A 17,975-nucleotide genomic window follows, 5' to 3' on the forward strand; every position below is an offset into this window, starting at 1 on the left:
CGGCCGGTCGCACCTGCGACAATCAATCCCATGACCACGCTCAAGTCGAAGCTGCAGGACGACCTCAACGCCGCGATCAAGGAGCGCGACGAGCTCCGCTCCTCGACGCTCCGGCTGACGCTCGCCGCGATCACCAAGGAGGAGGTCGCGGGGAAGGAGAAGCGGGAGCTCTCCGACGACGAGGTGCAGAAGGTGATCACCCGCGAGGCGAAGAAGCGCCGCGAGGCCGCCGAGGCCTTCGCCCAGGGCGGTCGCGCCGAGAGCGCCGAGCGGGAGCAGGCGGAGGGCGAGGTGCTCGCCGCCTACCTGCCCAAGCAGCTCTCCGACGACGAGCTGAACGCGATCGTCGCGCAGGCCGTCGAGGAGGCCAAGTCGGCGGGCGCCGAGGGGCCGCGGGCCATGGGCGCCGTCATGAAGATCGTGAACCCGCAGGTGGCCGGGCAGGCCGAGGGCGGCCGGGTCGCCGCCGCGGTCAAGAAGCTGCTGGCGGGCTGATCCCGTAGTCGTACGCAAGCGAAAGGCCGGTGGCCCTCACCTCTCGGTGAGGGCCACCGGCCTTTCCTCGTCTCCGAGCGTTCGGAGGCGTCCTGAGGCGTTCGGGGGCGATCGGAGGCGGTCTCAGCCGCGCCGGCCGCCGATGCCGTTGCCGCCGTTGCCCTGGCCCTGGATGAAGTTGCCCCAGCCGCCGTCACTTCCGCCGTTGCCCGTGCCGTCGTCGATCAGGCCGCCGATGACGCCGCCGGGGCCGTCGCCCTCGTCGTCGCCGTTTCCACCGTCGTCCCGGTTGCCGTCGTCGTTGCCACGGTCCTTGTCCTTGTCGGCGGCGTCCGGGATGTCCACGAGGTTGAACTGGTCCGCGGGCTTGCCCTCCAGCGCGCCCGACATCATGTCCCGCCAGATCGGGCCGGGGACCGCGCCACCGAAGACCTTGGCGTGCGGCACACCGCCGATGGTGATGTCGACCATCTTCCGCTCGTGCTTCGGGTCACCGACCCACACGGCGCCGGCCAGGTTCGGCGTGTACCCCACGAACCAGGCCGCGAAGCGCTCGTCGGTCGTACCGGTCTTGCCCGCGCTGGGACGACTGTCGAGGCCTGCCTCCGTGCCGGTGCCGTCCTCGACGACGCCCTTGAGGAGCGTGCTGATGGTGTCGGCGGTGGACTCCGACATGGCCCGCGAGCAGGTGGACTTCGGGACCTCGAGCGACTTGCTCTTGTTGCCGATCCGCTGGGTGATCGACTCGATCGCGATCGGCGTGCAGTACATGCCGCGCGAGGCGAAGGTCGCGTACGCGTTCGCCATGGTCAGCGGGGAGACCTCGGTGACGCCGAGGGCGATGGACGGGGTCTGCTCCAGCTTGTTGCCGTTGGCCCGCTCGACGCCCATCTTGTCCGCCATCTGCGTCACCGGGCAGATGCCGATGTCGCTGATCAGCTGCACGTAGTAGGTGTTGACCGAGAGGGCGGTCGCCTCCTTCATGTCGTAGGGACCGACCTCGGTCTCGTTCTCGTTGGCGAGCTTGGCGCCCTCGTTGTTCACCCAGTTCTTGCCGCCGCAGACCGCGACCGGGCTCGGGTACTCCATCTCGTACGGCGAGGAGTACGACTGCGTCGCCGGGGTGCCGCCCTGGAGGGCGGCGGCGGCCACGATCGGCTTGAACGTCGAGCCGGGCTGGTAGCCGGCGCCGCCGCCCATGTCGTTGTCGACCGACAGGTTGAGCGTCGTCTCACCCTGCTTGATGTCGACACCGTACGGGCGCGACTGGCCCATCCCCACGATCTTCCCGGTCCCGGGCTCGACGATGGTCGCCGCGGTCGCCACCTCGTCGCTCGTGTAGACGTGGTCCTTGATCGACTGCTGGACCGACTCCTGGGCCTGAGGGTCGAGGGTGGTGCGGATCGTCAGGCCGCCCTGGTTCCAGATCTTGGCCCGGTCCTCCTTGGTCTTGCCGAAGACCGGGTCGCTCAGGAACACCTCGCGCACGTAGTCGCAGAAGAATCCCGCGCCCTTGACGGCGGTGATGCACCCGTTCTTGGGCCGGCTGACCTTCAGCCCGAGGGGGGCGGCCTTCGCCTTGTCGGCCTCCGCCCTGGAGATGTCGCCGACCTCGGCCATGCGCTGCAGTACGACGTTGCGCCGCTTGGTGGCCTCCGCCTCGTCGTTGACCGGGTCGTACCGACTGGGCGACTGGACGATGCCGGCGAGGAGGGCGGCTTCCTGGAGCTCGAGGTCCTTGGCGGACTTGGAGAAGTAGCGCTGGGAGGCGGCCTCGACGCCGTACGCCTGCTGGCCGAAGAAGGTGATGTTCAGGTAGTTCTCGAGGATCTTCTTCTTGCCCAGCTCCTCCTCGACCTGGATGGCGAGCTTCAGCTCGCGGATCTTTCGGCCGATGGTCTGCTGGGTGGCCTGCGCGACCTTCGTCGGGTCGTCGCCGGCCTCCTCCACGAAGACGTTCTTGACGTACTGCTGCGTGAGCGTGGACGCGCCCTCGGAGACCTCGCCGCTGCGCGCGTTCTTGTTGAGCGCGCGCAGGACGCCCTTCAGGTCGACCGCGCCGTGCTCGTAGAAACGCGAGTCCTCGATCGCGACGATGGCCTTCTGCATGTACGGCGAGATCTCTTTGAGGGGGACCACCGTGCGGTCGCGCGAGTAGACCGTGGCGATGGTGCCGCCCTCGGCGTCGAGGATCGAGGTGCGCTGGCTGAGCGGGGGAGTCTTCAGGTTGGCCGGGAGTGCGTCGAAACTCTCCACCGACCCCTTGGCCGCCAGCCCCAGCGCGCCCACGGCGGGCAACGCGATGCCGGCCAGCACTGCTCCCGCGAGGACACTGACACCGAGGAACTTGGCGGCCTGCTGCGTGGGTGACAGACCACCGCCCGAGCGCTTGTTTGGCATGGAGGCAGCCTACGTTCTTATTCGCCGGACACGCGTATATGCCTTGGCCTAAGCTGCACTCAACTGTCACAGCAGTGAGGCCACGTATCAATACGTCCGGTGACCCCGAATCGTTCCGGAGCCGCTCGAATTTTCTCTGAGGGGCCCCGTTGGGGGGCGCGTTGGTGCGTACCGGCGTGCTTCACGGCGTGAGGGGGGCGTGTCCGAATCCGCCTTGTGTGTCGATCGGTGTCCGTTGTGACGCAACAGGGATGACCCGTTTGCCGGGATAATCACGCATGTCGCCAGCTCACTCCCCCGGGTGATCTGCCGCTTACGCATAGTCCGTTCGGGCCATTCAAGATTGGGCCCGAAGGGGGTGTTGCGCTGTGCCCACCTTCCGTAACGTCCTCAACTGGCGGCGGTGAATATGCCGCTGCCGCCGTGGGGGAGCCTCGATTCGGGAGAGGACGGCGCCGGTATGGGCTGGGTAACCGACTGGAGTGCGCAGGCCGCCTGCCGCACTACCGATCCGGACGAACTGTTCGTTCAAGGAGCAGCGCAGAACAGGGCCAAGGCGGTATGCACCGGATGCCCGGTGCGGACCGAGTGCCTGGCCGACGCGCTCGACAACCGCGTCGAGTTCGGCGTGTGGGGAGGCATGACGGAACGGGAACGCCGCGCACTGCTGCGCCGGCGGCCCACCGTGACCTCCTGGCGCCGACTCCTGGAGACGGCGCGGACAGAGTACGAACGAGGGGCCGGCATCGTGCCCCTTGACGACGAAGAGGTCTACGAGAACTACGCGGCCGTGGGCTGAGCGGCCTGAGGCGCCACGGCCACGGGCAGCCAGGCCGGATCAGGCGCCCGGCTCGGGCAGCTCCGGCCGGCGCGTCGCGAGACGGGCCCCGATGTCCCGCAGCCCCGCAAGGTCGTGCACGTCGCCGGGCAGTGCGGCCACTTCGGTGACCGCCACCTCGGGATGACGCGCGGTGAAGCGGTCACGTGTGCGCTGCTCGCGGGCGAGCAGGTGCATGCGCTCCGCGTGCAGCCTCAGCAGGCCCGCGGTGAGCCGGTCGACGGACCGCTCGTCCACGGGGTCGGCGGATTCGGGAGTCCCGGGGTTCTCGGGAGCGGACTCGGAGGAGGGGTGGGCGGTGGGCTCGAGGGAGTCTGAACTGCCCTGCGTGTCAGGGGAGTTACGAACTCCAGCTTTCCCGTCGTCCTGATCCACAATGCGGGAATCCTCAAGATTTTCCGCGGCGGCGAGCGCCCGCTCGGCCGACAGCCGTTCGGCGCCGCTGCCGTGGACCCGGTTCAACACCAGACCCGCGAGCGGCATGTCCTCGGCGGCCAGCCGCTCCACGAAGTACGCGGCCTCGCGCAGCGCGTCCCGCTCCGGTACCGCGACCACCAGGAACGCCGTCCCGGGTGCCTGGAGCAGCTTGTACGTGGCGTCCGCGCGCGTACGGAAACCGCCGAACATCGAGTCCATCGCGGCCACGAACGTCTGCACGTCCTTCAGGAACTGGCCGCCCAGTACCTTGCCCAGGACACCGGTCATCATCGACATGCCGACGTTCAGGAACTTCATGCCGGCCCGGCCGCCGACCTTCGCCGGGGCCAGCAGGACGCGGATCAGCTTGCCGTCCAGGAAGGAACCGAGACGCTTGGGGGCGTCCAGGAAGTCCAGCGCCGAGCGGGACGGCGGTGTGTCCACGACGATGAGGTCCCAGTCGTCCCGCGCCCGGAGCTGCCCCAGCTTCTCCATCGCCATGTACTCCTGCGTGCCCGCGAAGCCCGCCGAGAGCGACTGGTAGAAGGGGTTGCCCAGGATCGCCGCCGCCCGGTCGGGATCCGCGTGCACCTCGACGATCTCGTCGAAGGTGCGCTTCATGTCGAGCATCATGGCGTGCAGTTCGCCGCCCGCCGAGTCGTCGACGCCCTTGACCCGGCGCGGGGTGTTGTCCAGCGAGTCGATACCCATGGACTGGGCGAGCCGCCGGGCCGGATCGATGGTGAGGACGACCACCTTCCGGCCGCGCTCGGCCGCGCGCAGGCCCAGGGCCGCCGCGGTGGTCGTCTTGCCGACCCCGCCCGCACCGCAGCACACCACGATGCGGGTCTTCGGGTCCTCCAGCAGCGGGTCGACGTCGAGCACCCGCGCGGGATCCAGGTGCCGCGCGCCCTCCTGGTGACGGGCGGCCGGGTCCGGGCTCGGGCTCATGCGATCCCCTGCTTCCGCAGCTCGGTGGCCAGTTCGTACAGGCCCGCCAGGTCCATGCCCTCGGCGAGCAACGGCAGTTCGTGCAGCGGCAGGCCGAGATCGGTCAGGACGGCCCGCTGCTCCTCCTCCAGCGCGTACCGCTCGGCGTACTCCTCGGCCTGCGCCAGCAGCGGGTCGACGAGCCGCTCGGCGTGCCCGCCGCGCCGTGCCCCGCCGAGCCCGGCCCCGGACAGGGAGCGGGCGAGCGCCGTACGCGGTGTGCCGCGTGCGAGTTCCAGCTCGGCGGCGTCCAGCACCGCGGGCCGGACCATGTTGACGATGACCCGACCGACCGGGAGCCGTGCCGCCCGCAGCTCGGCGGTGCCGTCCGCGGTCTCCTGGACCGGCATCTCCTCCAGCAGCGTCACCAGGTGCACGGCGGTCTCCCGCGACTTCAGTACGCGCATGACCGCCTGCGCCTGATTGTGTATCGGCCCGACCTTCGCGAGGCCGGCCACCTCGTCGTTGACGTTGAGGAAGCGCGTGATACGGCCGGTCGGCGGGGCGTCCATGACCACGTAGTCGTACGTGAACCGCCCGCTCTTGTCCTTGCGCCGTACCGCCTCGCACGCCTTGCCCGTCAGCAGGACGTCCCTGACCCCGGGCGCGATGGTGGTCGCGAAGTCGATCGCCCCGAGCTTCTTCAGCGCCCGTCCGGCGCTGCCCAGTTTGTAGAACATCTGGAGGTAGTCCAGAAGCGCCAGTTCGGGGTCGATGGCCAGGGCGTACACCTCCCCGCCCCCGGGAGCGACGGCGATCTTCCGCTCCTCATAAGGCAGCGCCTCCGTTTCGAAGAGCTGCGCGATGCCCTGGCGACCCTCGACCTCGACGAGAAGCGCGCGCTTCCCCTCGGTGGCCAGGGCCAGCGCGAGGGCCGCGGCCACCGTGGTCTTGCCGGTTCCGCCCTTGCCACTGACGACCTGGAGCCTGCTCACGTATTCGAGCGTAACCAGTCCGCGCGCCGAGTACGCCGGAGGCTGTGGACAACGTCGTCCCGGTCGGCCGCCGGAGGGGCGCCGGGCAACGGCTAGAGTCGGCCACATGACCAAGTGGGAATACGCAACCGTGCCGCTGCTCGTCCATGCCACGAAGCAGATTCTGGACACCTGGGGCGAGGACGGCTGGGAGCTCGTCCAGGTCGTGCCCGGGCCGAACAACCCCGAGCAGCTCGTGGCCTACCTGAAGCGGGAGAAGCAGGCGTGAGCGCCGTCGAGGCCAAGCTGGCCGAGCTCGGTCTGACACTGCCCGAGGTCGTCCCGCCGCTGGCCGCCTACCAGCCGGCGGTGCAGTCCGGGCCGTACGTCTACACCTCCGGCCAGCTCCCGATGGTCGACGGCAAGCTCGCGGTCACCGGCAAGGTGGGCGCCGAGGTCACGCCGGAGGAGGCCAAGGAGCTGGCGCGCACGTGCGCACTGAACGCCCTGGCGGCCGTCAAGTCCGTCGCCGGTGACCTGGACCGCGTCGCGCGTGTGGTGAAGGTCATCGGCTTCGTCGCCTCCGCAACCGACTTCACCGGCCAGCCGGGCGTGATCAACGGCGCCAGCGAACTCCTCGGCGAGGTCCTGGGCGACAAGGGCGTCCACGCCCGCAGCGCGGTCGGCGTCGCGGTCCTGCCGCTGGACGCGCCGGTCGAGGTCGAGATGCAGGTGGAGCTGACCGAGGCGTAACGACGCCACCGCTGGGAGGGCGCCGCCGGGGCGCACCTGCGGGTGCGCGGCTTCGGGGGCGCGGCTCCCGGGAGGGCACGGCGTGGCGGACGAGGCGTCGGGCCGGCGTCGGAGGATGCGGCTCGGCGGTGTGGCTTCGGGGGTGCGGGCCGGGTGTGGCTGTGCTGCGCGGGTACGGCGGTGCGGTCCGACGGTGTGGCTGTGCGGTACGGCCTGAGCCGTGCGGTGTGCCCAGGCAGCCCGGCCCCGGCGGTGTCGGGACCGGGTGTGCGGCGCGGGTGCGGGCGCCCTTCCGGGGCTTCGCCCGCCTGCCACGTCCGTCCTCGTGGCTCCGCCGGGTGCCGTCCGGCGTCCGTCCTCAGGGGGCCCTGGCCGGTACCGCCTGTCGTCTCCTCCCGCCTCCTGCCTCCTGGAACTTTCCAGCGCTTTCCCGGTGCCGCACCTCCTTGCTGCCCGCGCCATGAGCCCCCGCCGGCTCGGCCGCCCTGCCGGGCCACTCACCGGCCCCATGCCCTCGGGCGCCCCACACCCGGCGAGGCGCTGTCGTTGCCGGCCCGGCAACAAACCTCGCGTCCCTCCGCGCGGCGCCGCAGGATCGGCCCCGACGCCCCGCGCGGTGCCGGGACGGCCGCCGATGCCGCTCCCGGCCCCGCCCGCGCCTACCGACCGCACGTGCCTATGGAGGAGCCATGCCGCAGAGGTCCGCGACCGACCGCCACCGCCCCGTACACCGTCTGGTGCCCTCGCCGGCCGGCCGCATCCACCTGGTGGAACAGGGCAGCGGGCCGCTGGTCCTGCTCGTCCACGGCTTCCCGGAGTCGTGGTACTCCTGGCGCCGCCAGCTGCCCGCGCTGGCCTCCGCCGGATACCGCGCCGTCGCCGTCGACGTACGCGGCTACGGACGCTCCTCCCGGCCGGACGCGGTCGAGGCGTACCGGATGCTCGACCTGGTGGCGGACAACGTCGCCGTGGTGGACGCCCTGGGGGAGCGGTCCGCCGTGATCGTCGGCCATGACTGGGGCGCGACGATCGCCGCGCACTCCGCGTTGCTGCGGCCCGACGTGTTCCGCGCGGTGGGCCTGCTGAGCGTGCCGTACACCCCGCCGGGCGGGCCGAGGCCCAGTGAGGCGTTCGCCGGTATGAGCGACCCCGCCGGGCCGTTCGCCGGGCAGGAGTTCTACGTCTCGTACTTCCAGGAGCCGGGCCGGGCCGAGGCGGAGATCGAGCCGGACGTCCGCGGCTGGCTCGCCGGCTTCTACGCCGCCCTGTCCGCCGACACGATGCCCGCCCCGGAGGCGCCCGACCCGCACTTCGTCGCCCCCGACGGCAGGCTGTGCGACCGCTTCCCGGCCGACGGTCGGCTGCCCTCCTGGCTGACCGAGCGGGACCTGGACGTCTACGCGGGTGAGTTCGAGCGCACCGGCCTCACAGGTGCCCTCAACCGCTACCGCAACATGGACCGCGACTGGGCCGACCTGGCCGACCACCGAAGCGCGCCGATCACCCAGCCGTCCCTCTTCCTGGGCGGCGGCCTCGACGCCTCCACCACCTGGCTGTCCGACGCGATCGACGCGTACCCCGTCACCCTGCCGGGCCTGACCGCCTCGCACCTGATCGACGGCTGCGGCCACTGGCTCCAGCAGGAGCGCCCCGAGGAGACGAACCGGCTGCTCACCGAGTGGCTCGCCGCCCTCCCCACTGAAGCCCGCCCGCCCCGAGGGGCACTCGAACATCCGCCCGTCACCGGATAGCCTCCGACCATGGCGAACGATCGGGCGAGTGACCGGGTGGACGATCCGGCGAGTGGCCGGGCGAACGGCCAGTGGTACCCACCGGAGTGGCCGGACCGCATCCGCGCGCTGGCGGCCGGCACCCTCACGCCGGTCACCCCGAAGCGCGCGGCCACCGTCATGCTCCTGAAGGACACCGGTGACGGCCCCGTCGTCCACATGCTGCGCCGCCGCACCTCCATGGCGTTCGCCGGGGGCGCGTACGCCTATCCGGGCGGTGGTGTCGATCCGCGCGACGACGACCGTGAGATCGGCTGGGCGGGCCCCACGCGCGCGTGGTGGGCGGACCGGCTCGGCGTCGACGAGGCGGGCGCCCAGGCGATCGTCTGCGCGGCCGTGCGGGAGACCTTCGAGGAGGCCGGGGTGCTGCTGGCCGGTCCGACCGGCGACTCGGTGGTCGGCGACACGACGGGCGCCGACTGGGAGGCGGACCGGGCCGCCCTGGTCGCCCGTGAGCTGTCGTTCGCGGAGTTCCTGGACCGCCGAGGGCTCGTCCTGCGCTCGGACCTGCTGGGCGCCTGGGCGCGCTGGATCACCCCGGAGTTCGAGTCCCGCCGTTACGACACCTGGTTCTTCGTGGCCGCCCTCCCCGAGGGCCAGCGCACCCGCAACGCCTCAACGGAGGCCGACCGCACGGTGTGGATCACCCCGGCGGACGCGGCGGCCGGGTACGACAAGGGCGAACTGCTGATGATGCCGCCGACCGTCGCGACCCTGCGCGGTCTGGCGGAGTGCGGTACGGCGGCCGAGGCGCTCGCGTCGGCCCCGGGCCGCGACATGACGCCCGTACTGGCGCGGGCGCGGCTGGACGGCGGGGAGATCGTGCTCTCCTGGCCGGGGCACGACGAGTTCACCAAGCACGTCCCCGGCACGCCGTCGCACACGGCACCGGCGACACCTTCCGCCCCGACCCCGGGAGCCCCCGCATGACGGACGCAGCAGCACTGCCCGGCCAGCCGAGGGGCGGCGTCCTCTCGGGGCCGGCCACCGCTCGCGCGGTGAACGTCCTCGCGCCCAACGCCTCCGCGATGACCCTGGACGGCACGAACACCTGGATCCTCGCCGAGCCGGACTCCGACCTGGCCGTGGTGGTCGACCCGGGCCCACTGGACGACATCCACCTGCGGCACGTGATCGACACGGCCGAGCGGGCGGGCAGGCGCGTCGCCCTCACCCTGCTGACACACGGCCACCCGGACCACGCGGAGGGCGCGGCGCGCTTCGCCGAGCTGACGCGGACGAACGTGCGGGCGCTGGACCCGGCGCTGCGGCTGGGCGACGAGGGGCTGGAGGCCGGTGACGTGATCGCGGTCGGCGGCCTGGAGCTGAGGGTCGTACCGACCCCCGGGCACACGGCGGACTCCCTGTGCTTCCATCTCCCGGCCGACCGGGCGGTCCTGACGGGCGACACCGTCCTGGGGCGCGGTACGACGGTGGTGGCCCATCCCGACGGGCGGCTCGGGGACTACCTGGACTCACTGCGCCGCCTCAGGTCGCTCACGGCCGACGACGGGGTGCACACGGTGCTCCCGGGGCACGGGCCGGTCCTGGACGACGCGCAGGGCGCCGTGGAGTACTACCTCGCCCATCGCGCCCACCGCCTCGCCCAGGTCGAGACGGCCGTGGAGGACGGCTGCCGGACGCCGGCGGAGGTCGTCGCCCACGTGTACGCGGACGTCGACCGCTCACTGTGGCCGGCGGCGGAGCTGTCGGTGCGGGCGCAGCTGGAGTACCTGGGCGAGCACGGGATCGTCGAGCTGCCCGAGTAGGGGCCGGGCGCTCAGCGGGAGCGCTTGGCCAGCCGCTCCACGTCCAGCAGGATCACCGCGCGGGCCTCCAGGCGGAGCCAGCCGCGCTGGGCGAAGTCCGCGAGCGCCTTGTTCACCGTCTCGCGGGACGCGCCGACCAGCTGGGCCAGCTCCTCCTGCGTCAGGTCGTGCACGACGTGGATGCCCTCCTCGGACTGCACGCCGAAGCGGCGGGACAGGTCCAGCAGGGCGCGGGCGACGCGGCCGGGGACATCGGAGAAGACCAGGTCGGACATGGCGTCGTTGGTCTTGCGCAGACGGCGCGCGACGGCCCGCAGCAGCGCCGTGGCCACCTCGGGGCGGACGTTCAGCCAGGGCTGGAGGTCGCCGTGGCCGAGGGCGAGCAGCTTCACCTCGGTCAGCGCGGTGGCGGTCGCCGTGCGCGGGCCCGGATCGAAGAGCGAGAGCTCGCCGATCAGCTCGCTGGGACCGACGACGGCCAGCATGTTCTCGCGGCCGTCGGGGGAGGTGCGGTGGAGCTTGACCTTGCCTTCCGTGACCACGTAGAGGCGGTCTCCGGGGTCGCCTTCGTGGAACAGCGAGTCGCCGCGGGCGAGGGTCACCTCACTCATGGAGGCGCGGAGCTCCGCGGATTGCTCGTCGTCGAGCGCCGCGAAGAGCGGGTTGCGCCGCAGAACGTCGTCCACGAGTTCTCTCCTTGTCGACCGGCTCAGAGGATCTTGTTCCCCCGGTGTACCAGGGGTCCGTGGTGCCCATTTTGCCGGACAGTCCAAACAGTGTGATCTGTCACAAGGATGCCGCACTGGTGTCCCGGGGTACGCGGCAGGGGTCCAATTGGACGCCGATGTTCGGGGGCCGGGGCGGATGTCGGTGCCGGGCCGTAGGCTGGCCGGGTGTCCAAATCGCCGGTGAGAGCACAGGCCGAGGGGGCTGCGCGGGTGGGTGTACGTCGCGATTCCGCCGTGGGCGAACAGCGCACCGATGGCGGTAAGGAAACGGCGAAAGCGACGAAGAGGGCGGCGCCTGCCAAGAGGGTGACCGCGGAGAAGGGTGCCGTGAAGAAGAGCGCGGAGAAGAAGCCGACGCCCACGAAGAAGACGGCCCCGGTGAAGAAGACGGCGGCCGCCGCGAAGAAGACCGCCCCGGCGAAGAAGGCGGCGTCCGCCGAGCAGACGCCCCTCGCCAAGCGCACCGCCCCCGCCAAGAAGCCCCCCGTCGCCCCGAAGAAGGCCACCGCCGCAGTCAAGGGCGTCACCCCGGCGAAGACCGTCACCGCGAAGCCGGTGCGCGAGGAGTCCCGCACCGCGCTGGTCCGCCGAGCCCGCCGCATCGACCGCGAGCTCGCCGAGGTCTACCCGTACGCCCACCCGGAGCTGGACTTCGAGAACCCGTTCCAGCTGGTCGTGGCCACGGTGCTGTCCGCCCAGACCACCGACCTGCGCGTCAACCAGACGACACCCGCGCTCTTCGCGAAGTACCCGACCCCCGAGGACCTGGCCGCGGCCGACCCCGAGGAGGTCGAGGAGATCCTCCGTCCCACCGGCTTCTTCCGCGCCAAGACCAAGTCGGTCATAGGGCTGTCCAAGGCCCTGGCGGAGGACTTCGGCGGCGAGGTCCCCGGCCGCCTCGAGGACCTCGTCAGGCTGCCCGGCGTCGGCCGCAAGACCGCGTTCGTCGTGCTCGGCAACGCCTTCGGCCGCCCCGGAATCACCGTGGACACGCACTTCCAGCGCCTGGTGCGGCGCTGGCGGTGGACCGCCGAGACCGACCCGGACAAGATCGAGGCCGCCGTCGGCGCGCTCTTCCCGAAGAGCGACTGGACCGACCTCTCCCACCACGTGATCTGGCACGGCCGCCGGATCTGCCACGCCCGCAAGCCCGCCTGCGGCGCCTGCCCCATCGCCCCGCTCTGCCCGGCGTACGGCGAGGGCGAGACGGACCCCGAGAAGGCCAAGAAGCTCCTGAAGTACGAGAAGGGCGGCCTCCCCGGCCAGCGTCTGAAGCCCCCGCGGTCCTACCTGGACGCCGGCGGGAAACCGGCGCCGCCGCTGGGGGCCGGATGACGGAACGATCTCGGGGGCGTCGGGCGTTGGAATCGGCAGGACGGGGGTGGAGATGACACGGGCGAGCGACACGCAGGGAGACACACGCGACGCCATGCTCAGCACGGAGGGCCTGCCCGACTGGCTGGACCCGGTGGTGCGGGCCGTCGCGACGGTGCGGCCGGCCCAGTTGAGCCGCTTCCTGCCTCCGGCGGACGGCGCCGGACGCCAGTCCGCCGTTCTGATCCTCTTCGGCGAGGGTGAGGGCGGCCGGGGCCCCGAGCTGCTGCTGATGGAGCGGGCCGGCACGCTGCGCTCGCACGCCGGGCAGCCGGCCTTCCCGGGCGGCGCCCTCGACCCGGAGGACGGCGACCCGCAGGGTGAGGGGCCGCTGCGGGCGGCGCTGCGCGAGGCGGAGGAGGAGACCGGCCTCGACCCGGCCGGCGTGCAGCTCTTCGGTGCCCTGCCCAAGCTCTACATCCCGGTCAGCGAGTTCGTCGTCACGCCGGTCCTCGCCTGGTGGCGCGAGCCCACCCCTGTCGGCGTGGTCGATCCGAACGAGACGGCGCGCGTCTTCACCGTCCCCGTGGCCGACCTCGCGGACCCGGCCAACCGGGTCACCACCGTCCACCCCAGCGGCCACAAGGGCCCGGCATTCCTGGTCGAGTCGGCGCTCGTCTGGGGCTTCACGGCCGGCATCATCGACCGCCTGCTGCACTTCGCGGGCTGGGAGCGGCCCTGGGACAGGGAGAAGCAGGTCCCGCTGGACTGGCGGTCATGACAGGGTGACCGGTGTGAGCGTAGGACGACGAGGCGGGGCCTGAATCGGTGAACGTGCTGGACATCCTCTTGCTGCTGGCCGCCGTCTGGTTCGCGATCGTGGGCTTCCGGCAGGGCTTCGTCGTCGGCATCCTGTCCGTGACCGGCTTCCTCGGCGGCGGTCTCGTCGCCGTCTACCTGCTGCCGGTGATCTGGGACGCCCTGACGGACAACGCGGAGGTGAGCACGACCGCCGCCGTCGTCGCGGTCGTCGTCGTCATCGTCTGCGCCTCCGTCGGCCAGGCCCTCACCACGCACCTGGGCAACAAGCTGCGCCGCTACATCACCTGGTCCCCGGCCCGCGCCCTGGACGCCACCGGCGGCGCGCTGGTCAACGTGGTGGCGATGCTGCTGGTCGCCTGGCTGATCGGTGCGGCCCTCGCCCAGACCACCATGCCGACGATAGGCAAGGAGGTCCGGCAGTCCCACGTGCTGTCGGGCGTGCAGGAGGTACTGCCCGAGCAGGCCGACACCTGGTTCAACAGCTTCAGCTCCGTCCTCGCGCGCAACGGCTTCCCGCAGGTCTTCAGCCCGTTCGCCAACGAGCCGATCACCGAGGTCCAGCCACCCGACCCGGCGCTGGCGAACAGCCCGGTCGCCGTCCGCGCCAAGCGCTCCATCGTCAAGGTCATGGGCACCGCCCCCGACTGCGGCAAGGTCCTGGAAGGCACCGGCTTCGTCTTCGCCGAACGCCGCGTCATGACCAACGCCCACGTGGTGGGCGGCGTCGACGAGCCCACGGTGCAGATAGGCGGCGAGGGCAGGAAGTACGACGCGACGGTCGTCCTCTACGACTGGCGGCGCGACATCGCCGTACTGGACGTGCCGGAACTGGACGCGCCCGCGCTGCGGTTCAGCGAGGAGGACGCGGTCCGCGACGACGGCGCGATCGTGGCGGGCTTCCCGGAGAACGGGGCGTACGACGTCCGCGCCGCGCGCGTGCGCGGGCGCATCACGGCCAACGGCCCGGACATCTACCACCGCGACACCGTCGGCCGCGACGTCTACTCGCTGTTCGCGACCGTCCGTCAGGGCAACTCCGGCGGTCCGCTGCTGACGCCCGAGGGTGAGGTCTACGGCGTGGTCTTCGCCAAGTCCCTGGACGACGCCCAGACCGGCTACGCGCTCACCGTGGACGAGATCCGGGAGGACATCGCCGGGGGTCGCACGGCCAACCAGCAGGTGGACAGCGACAGCTGCGCGCTGTAGGACCCCCGCCGGGTACGGGGGGCCTGGACGCGCTCAGTCGTGCGAAGGGTGTGCGGGCGCCGGCCGCGCGGTCAGCCGCGTGGATGGCGCAGGCGTACGGAGACCCAGCGGGCCCTGCGGCGCAGGATGCGCGGAATGCCCACCCGGAGGTCAGCGGCCGCAAGTTGCGGGGTGCCGCCTCGTCGGTGGGTGCTGCTCACGCCGCTCGTGGAGCGGCCGTCGCGTGCTACGTCACTGTAGTCGTGCGTCCAGCCCATACCCCGACGTGTGCCCCCGCCCCAAGGTCGATAACCGTCCTCGGGCCCCCCAATTGGCCTATGCGTCGGGCAAGTGGCCGCTCATAGGACAAGTGTTCCGGTTCGGGTACCGGGCGCGTCCGCACGGTCACCGATCGGGTTCGGGATCCTTCAGCCAATTGATCAGTTCGGTGGAGAAGGCGACCGGGTCCTCCTCGTGCGGGAAGTGCCCGAGTCCGTCGAACAGCCGCCAGCGGTAGGGCGCTTCGACGTACTGTCCCGAGCCGGCCGCGCTCCGGGTCCGCATCACGGGGTCCAGAGAGCCGTGCAGGTGCAGGGTCGGCACCCGCACCGGCCGCTTCATACGGCGGTAGAACTGGATGCCGTCCGGACGGGCCAACGAGCGCACCATCCAGCGGTACGGTTCGACGGAGCAGTGCGCCGTGGAGGGGATGCACATGGCCCGGCGGTAGGCCGTCACCGCCTCCTCGTCCAACGGCCGGGGGCCCGACCAGTCGGCGATCAGCCGGCCGACCAGCGCGCCGTCGTCAGCCGTCAGTTGGCGCTCGGGAATCCAGGGGCGCTGGAAGCCCCAGACGTAGGAACCCGCCCGGGTCTGGCGGACGTCCCCGAGCATGGCCGAGCGCCAGCGCCGCGGATGCGGCATGGAGGAGACCGCGAGTCGCCGTACGAGCTTGGGCCGCATGGCGGCGGCCGTCCAGGCCAGGTAGCCGCCGAGGTCGTGGCCGACCAGCGCGGCGTCCGGCTCGCCGAGCGAGCGGACCACGCCGGTGATGTCGAGGGCGAGGCCGGCGGGATCGTAGCCGCGCGGGGTGCGGTCGCTGCCGCCGACGCCGCGCAGGTCCATGGCGACGGCGCGGAAACCGGCGTCCGCGAGCGCCGTCAGCTGGTGCCGCCAGGTCCACCAGAACTGCGGGAAGCCGTGCAGCAGCAGCACCAACGGCCCGTCACCCAGCTCCGCGATGTGGAAGCGGGCACCGTTGGCGGCGACGTCCCGGTGGGTCACCTCGCGCCCGCCGGGGATGTCGAGGCGTACGACCGAGGCCGGGTTCTGCGCCGAGGGAGGTTGGCCCATCGGTGTGGCGGGATCCGTCATGAGGACGAGCGTGCCACAGCCTCGATGGCTTCGGGGGAGCGGTCCGCGGGCAGCTCGGGACGCGGGTGCGGCTTGGCGTTCTGCAGCACGCCCGCCGACTGCTTCACCGAGGCGGCGACCTTCTGCGGGCCCTTGCTCTTCTTGGCCTTCTTCGCGAAGACCACACCGATGAGCGCGAGCAGGCCCGCGACGAGGACGTTCGCCGCGAAGGACAGCAGGAAGCAGACCGCCATGTTCCAGCCGCTCCAGGTCCGGATGCCGTAGGCCAGCGCGAAGCTCAGCATCGGCAGGGAGAACACCAGGAGCAGGCCGGCCAGCGAGAACGCACCGCCGCTCGTCGCCCCGCGCTTGACGTCCTGCCTCAGCTGCGCCTTGGCCAGCGCGATCTCGTCGTGCACGAGCGCCGACAATTCCGTGGTCGCCGAGGCGAACAGCTGGCCGATGCTGCGTTCGGTGCCGACCGGGCTGCCGTCGGGTGCGCTCATCGCGGTCTCCCTCTTCTGCTGGCTGATCTGCGTACGGTTCCGTGCCGGGTGCCCGCCTGCTGCGGCCGACCGCGTACGGTCCGTCTTTTGTACCGTCTCGTCAGATCATGCCGGACCGTCGCCCTCATCGCCTGCCCCGCCCGGCACTTCGGCAAGCCGCGCCGACTCCATCTCCTCGGCGATCCGGCGGTGCTCGGCGGCCTTCTTCTCGTAGATGGCGGCCACCCGCAGGTGGTACGCGGGGTCGTCCTCCTCGTAGATGTCCGGGACGCCGCTGAGGTCCTCGTCGCGCTCCTCCGCCTCGGTCAGACGGCGGTACTTGGCGTTACGCACCTTCAGCAGGACGGTGGCCATCAGGGCCGCGACGAGCGAACCGGTCAGGACGGCGGCCTTCACCTCGTCGGTCAGCGCCGCGTCGCCCTCGAAGGCGAGCTCGCCGATCAGCAGCGACACGGTGAAGCCGATGCCGGCCAGGGTCGCCACCGCGAGCACGTCGGCCCATTCGAGGTCGTCGCTGAGCGAGGCCCGGGTGAAGCGCGCCGTCAGCCAGGTGCCGCAGAAGATTCCCAGCGTCTTGCCGACGACGAGCCCGAGGACCACGCCCAGGGTCTCCGGCTTGGTGAACACGTCGGCCAGCGCCCCGCCCGAGATCGACACGCCCGCGCTGAACAGCGCGAACAGCGGCACGGCCAGACCCGCCGACAGGGGGCGGACGAGGTGTTCGATGTGCTGGCCCGGGGAGTGCCGCTCACCCTCGCGGGTGTGGCAGCGCAGCATCAGGCCCATCGCGACACCGGCGATGGTGGCGTGGACGCCGCTGTTGTACATCAGCGCCCAGATCACCAGGCCGAGCGGCACGTACACGTACCAGCCGCGCACTCCCTTGCGCAGCAGCAGCCAGAAGACCGCGAGGCCGACGACGGCGCCGCCGAGCGCGGCGAAGTTCAGGCTGTCGGTGAAGAAGACCGCGATGATCAGGATCGCGAAGAGGTCGTCGACGACGGCGAGCGTCAGCAGGAAGGCGCGCAGGGCGCTCGGCAGGGAGGTGCCGATGACGGCGAGCACGGCGAGCGCGAAGGCGATGTCGGTGGCGGTGGGCACGGCCCAGCCGGCCAGGGAGCCGCCGCCCGCGGTGGTGGTGAGCGTGTACACCAGGGCCGGTACGGCCATGCCGCACAGCGCCGCCACCACCGGAAGCGCGGCGGCCTTCGGGTCCTTCAGGTCTCCGGCGACCAGCTCGCGCTTCAGCTCGATGCCGGCGACGAAGAAGAAGATCGCGAGCAGTCCGTCGGCGGCCCAGTGCGCGACCGACAGGTCCAGCCCGAGGGCCTCGGGCCCGAAGTGGAAGTGGCTGACGCTCTCGTAGCTGTCGCCCAGCGCCGGTATGTTCGCCCACGCCAGTGCGGCGATCGCGGCTATGAGCAGCAGGACGCCGCCGACGGTTTCGGTGCGCAGCGCTTCGGCGACGTAGTTCCGTTCGGGGAGGGACAGCCGTCCGAAGGCTTTGCGGGGGGTGTGGGGCGCGGTCACAGGAAGGTCCTCCGGTTGTTGGGCAGCACGGACACGCTTGCCGACCAGACTTCCCGGCACACCATGAGGATCTTGTAGAGCTTCTTACGCGTTCCTTAGCCTACCTAAACTGCCGTGGCACTGCCGGGTGACCTTCGTGACGGTACGCAACGGGACATAGCGCACGAAAAG

18 protein-coding genes are annotated in these 17,975 nt (G+C 71.5%); 10 read left to right on the top strand and 8 right to left on the bottom strand.

What is annotated here, in order from left to right; all coding sequences use genetic code 11:
- Positions 1–30: 30 nt before the first annotated feature.
- Entirely contained in the window at positions 31–495 is a 465-nt protein-coding gene (locus IE142_RS21545) for a GatB/YqeY domain-containing protein (RefSeq protein WP_191887261.1), read from the top strand.
- Between the two features lie 123 nt (positions 496–618).
- Here the strand turns inward: IE142_RS21545 and IE142_RS21550 are convergent, their stop codons facing one another.
- A complete protein-coding gene (locus IE142_RS21550) occupies positions 619–2,895 on the bottom strand; it encodes a transglycosylase domain-containing protein (RefSeq protein ID WP_191887262.1) in 2,277 nt (758 codons plus the stop codon).
- A gap of 460 nt (positions 2,896–3,355) precedes the next feature.
- On the opposite strand from IE142_RS21550, the gene wblA reads away from it, so the two are divergent.
- The gene (gene wblA, locus IE142_RS21555) at positions 3,356–3,694 is read left to right on the top strand and encodes a transcriptional regulator WblA (protein ID WP_019329806.1); all 339 of its coding nucleotides are present in this window, start codon (positions 3,356–3,358) and stop codon (positions 3,692–3,694) included.
- A gap of 39 nt (positions 3,695–3,733) precedes the next feature.
- On the opposite strand, the gene bagB is transcribed toward wblA, so the two are convergent.
- Together bagB and bagA are read right to left on the bottom strand one after the other, a co-directional pair.
- Positions 3,734–5,101 carry an ATPase BagB gene (bagB, locus tag IE142_RS21560; protein ID WP_191887263.1) on the bottom strand — a complete coding sequence of 456 codons (1,368 nt, stop codon included), beginning with the start codon at positions 5,099–5,101 and terminating at the stop codon, positions 3,734–3,736.
- Positions 5,098–6,075, bottom strand: a complete 978-nt coding sequence (bagA, locus tag IE142_RS21565; RefSeq protein ID WP_191887264.1) for an ATPase BagA — start codon at positions 6,073–6,075, stop codon at positions 5,098–5,100. The genes bagB and bagA overlap by 4 nt, the downstream gene beginning before the upstream one ends.
- A 106-nt stretch (positions 6,076–6,181) precedes the next feature.
- On the opposite strand from bagA, the gene sp36 reads away from it, so the two are divergent.
- From sp36 to IE142_RS21590, 5 genes are all read left to right on the top strand, one after another.
- A complete protein-coding gene (sp36, locus tag IE142_RS21570) occupies positions 6,182–6,343 on the top strand; it encodes a Sp36 family protein (RefSeq protein ID WP_003975360.1) in 162 nt (53 codons plus the stop codon).
- Positions 6,340–6,807: a RidA family protein gene (locus tag IE142_RS21575; protein ID WP_191887265.1), complete on the top strand. Its 468-nt coding sequence runs from the start codon at positions 6,340–6,342 to the stop codon at positions 6,805–6,807. The genes sp36 and IE142_RS21575 overlap by 4 nt, the downstream gene beginning before the upstream one ends.
- 689 nt (positions 6,808–7,496) lie before the next feature.
- Complete coding sequence (locus IE142_RS21580; RefSeq protein ID WP_191887266.1) at positions 7,497–8,558, top strand: alpha/beta fold hydrolase; 1,062 nt, start codon at positions 7,497–7,499, stop codon at positions 8,556–8,558.
- Positions 8,559–8,567: 9 nt separating this feature from the next.
- Positions 8,568–9,527: an NUDIX hydrolase gene (locus IE142_RS21585; RefSeq protein ID WP_191887267.1), complete on the top strand. Its 960-nt coding sequence runs from the start codon at positions 8,568–8,570 to the stop codon at positions 9,525–9,527.
- The gene (locus IE142_RS21590) at positions 9,524–10,366 is read left to right on the top strand and encodes an MBL fold metallo-hydrolase (protein WP_191887268.1); all 843 of its coding nucleotides are present in this window, start codon (positions 9,524–9,526) and stop codon (positions 10,364–10,366) included. The genes IE142_RS21585 and IE142_RS21590 overlap by 4 nt, the downstream gene beginning before the upstream one ends.
- Positions 10,367–10,377: 11 nt before the next feature.
- Here IE142_RS21590 and IE142_RS21595 read toward each other — a convergent pair whose 3' ends face one another.
- Positions 10,378–11,052 (bottom strand): Crp/Fnr family transcriptional regulator, encoded by a 675-nt coding sequence (locus IE142_RS21595; RefSeq protein ID WP_019329813.1) that lies wholly within the window; start codon positions 11,050–11,052, stop codon positions 10,378–10,380.
- Positions 11,053–11,421: 369 nt separating this feature from the next.
- Between IE142_RS21595 and nth the strand changes: the two genes are divergently transcribed.
- From nth to IE142_RS21610, 3 genes are read left to right on the top strand one after another with little or no spacing between them, the layout of a single operon-like run.
- Positions 11,422–12,429: an endonuclease III gene (nth, locus tag IE142_RS21600; protein WP_229830756.1), complete on the top strand. Its 1,008-nt coding sequence runs from the start codon at positions 11,422–11,424 to the stop codon at positions 12,427–12,429.
- A gap of 52 nt (positions 12,430–12,481) precedes the next feature.
- Complete coding sequence (locus IE142_RS21605; protein ID WP_043371759.1) at positions 12,482–13,189, top strand: NUDIX hydrolase; 708 nt, start codon at positions 12,482–12,484, stop codon at positions 13,187–13,189.
- 47 nt (positions 13,190–13,236) lie between these two features.
- Positions 13,237–14,436, top strand: coding sequence for a MarP family serine protease (locus tag IE142_RS21610; RefSeq protein ID WP_191887270.1), 1,200 nt, complete (start codon positions 13,237–13,239; stop codon positions 14,434–14,436).
- 71 nt (positions 14,437–14,507) lie between these two features.
- Here the strand turns inward: IE142_RS21610 and IE142_RS21615 are convergent, their stop codons facing one another.
- From IE142_RS21615 to nhaA, 4 genes are all read right to left on the bottom strand, one after another.
- Positions 14,508–14,693 carry a hypothetical protein gene (locus IE142_RS21615; protein WP_071528703.1) on the bottom strand — a complete coding sequence of 62 codons (186 nt, stop codon included), beginning with the start codon at positions 14,691–14,693 and terminating at the stop codon, positions 14,508–14,510.
- A gap of 127 nt (positions 14,694–14,820) precedes the next feature.
- The gene (locus tag IE142_RS21620; protein WP_191887271.1) at positions 14,821–15,789 is read right to left on the bottom strand and encodes an alpha/beta fold hydrolase; all 969 of its coding nucleotides are present in this window, start codon (positions 15,787–15,789) and stop codon (positions 14,821–14,823) included.
- Complete coding sequence (locus IE142_RS21625; RefSeq protein ID WP_043371766.1) at positions 15,786–16,274, bottom strand: phage holin family protein; 489 nt, start codon at positions 16,272–16,274, stop codon at positions 15,786–15,788. The genes IE142_RS21620 and IE142_RS21625 overlap by 4 nt, the downstream gene beginning before the upstream one ends.
- A gap of 105 nt (positions 16,275–16,379) precedes the next feature.
- Positions 16,380–17,804: a Na+/H+ antiporter NhaA gene (gene nhaA / locus IE142_RS21630; RefSeq protein ID WP_191887272.1), complete on the bottom strand. Its 1,425-nt coding sequence runs from the start codon at positions 17,802–17,804 to the stop codon at positions 16,380–16,382.
- Positions 17,805–17,975: the final 171 nt, after the last annotated feature.

Origin of the sequence: Streptomyces mutabilis, assembly GCF_014649815.1 — a bacterium.
Classification (GTDB): Bacteria; Actinomycetota; Actinomycetes; order Streptomycetales; family Streptomycetaceae; genus Streptomyces; species Streptomyces mutabilis.

What these genes read in the sequence shown, in the direction of transcription:
- sp36 (WP_003975360.1), top strand. Translation starts at nt 6,182, where the DNA reads ATGACCAAGTGGGAATACGCAACCGTGCCGCTGCTCGTCCATGCCACG.
- IE142_RS21550 (WP_191887262.1), bottom strand. Translation starts at nt 2,895, where the DNA reads ATGCCAAACAAGCGCTCGGGCGGTGGTCTGTCACCCACGCAGCAGGCC.
- IE142_RS21625 (WP_043371766.1), bottom strand. Translation starts at nt 16,274, where the DNA reads ATGAGCGCACCCGACGGCAGCCCGGTCGGCACCGAACGCAGCATCGGC.
- IE142_RS21620 (WP_191887271.1), bottom strand. Translation starts at nt 15,789, where the DNA reads ATGACGGATCCCGCCACACCGATGGGCCAACCTCCCTCGGCGCAGAAC.
- IE142_RS21545 (WP_191887261.1), top strand. Translation starts at nt 31, where the DNA reads ATGACCACGCTCAAGTCGAAGCTGCAGGACGACCTCAACGCCGCGATC.
- wblA (WP_019329806.1), top strand. Translation starts at nt 3,356, where the DNA reads ATGGGCTGGGTAACCGACTGGAGTGCGCAGGCCGCCTGCCGCACTACC.
- IE142_RS21615 (WP_071528703.1), bottom strand. Translation starts at nt 14,693, where the DNA reads ATGGGCTGGACGCACGACTACAGTGACGTAGCACGCGACGGCCGCTCC.
- IE142_RS21585 (WP_191887267.1), top strand. Translation starts at nt 8,568, where the DNA reads ATGGCGAACGATCGGGCGAGTGACCGGGTGGACGATCCGGCGAGTGGC.
- IE142_RS21605 (WP_043371759.1), top strand. Translation starts at nt 12,482, where the DNA reads ATGACACGGGCGAGCGACACGCAGGGAGACACACGCGACGCCATGCTC.
- IE142_RS21590 (WP_191887268.1), top strand. Translation starts at nt 9,524, where the DNA reads ATGACGGACGCAGCAGCACTGCCCGGCCAGCCGAGGGGCGGCGTCCTC.
- IE142_RS21580 (WP_191887266.1), top strand. Translation starts at nt 7,497, where the DNA reads ATGCCGCAGAGGTCCGCGACCGACCGCCACCGCCCCGTACACCGTCTG.
- bagB (WP_191887263.1), bottom strand. Translation starts at nt 5,101, where the DNA reads ATGAGCCCGAGCCCGGACCCGGCCGCCCGTCACCAGGAGGGCGCGCGG.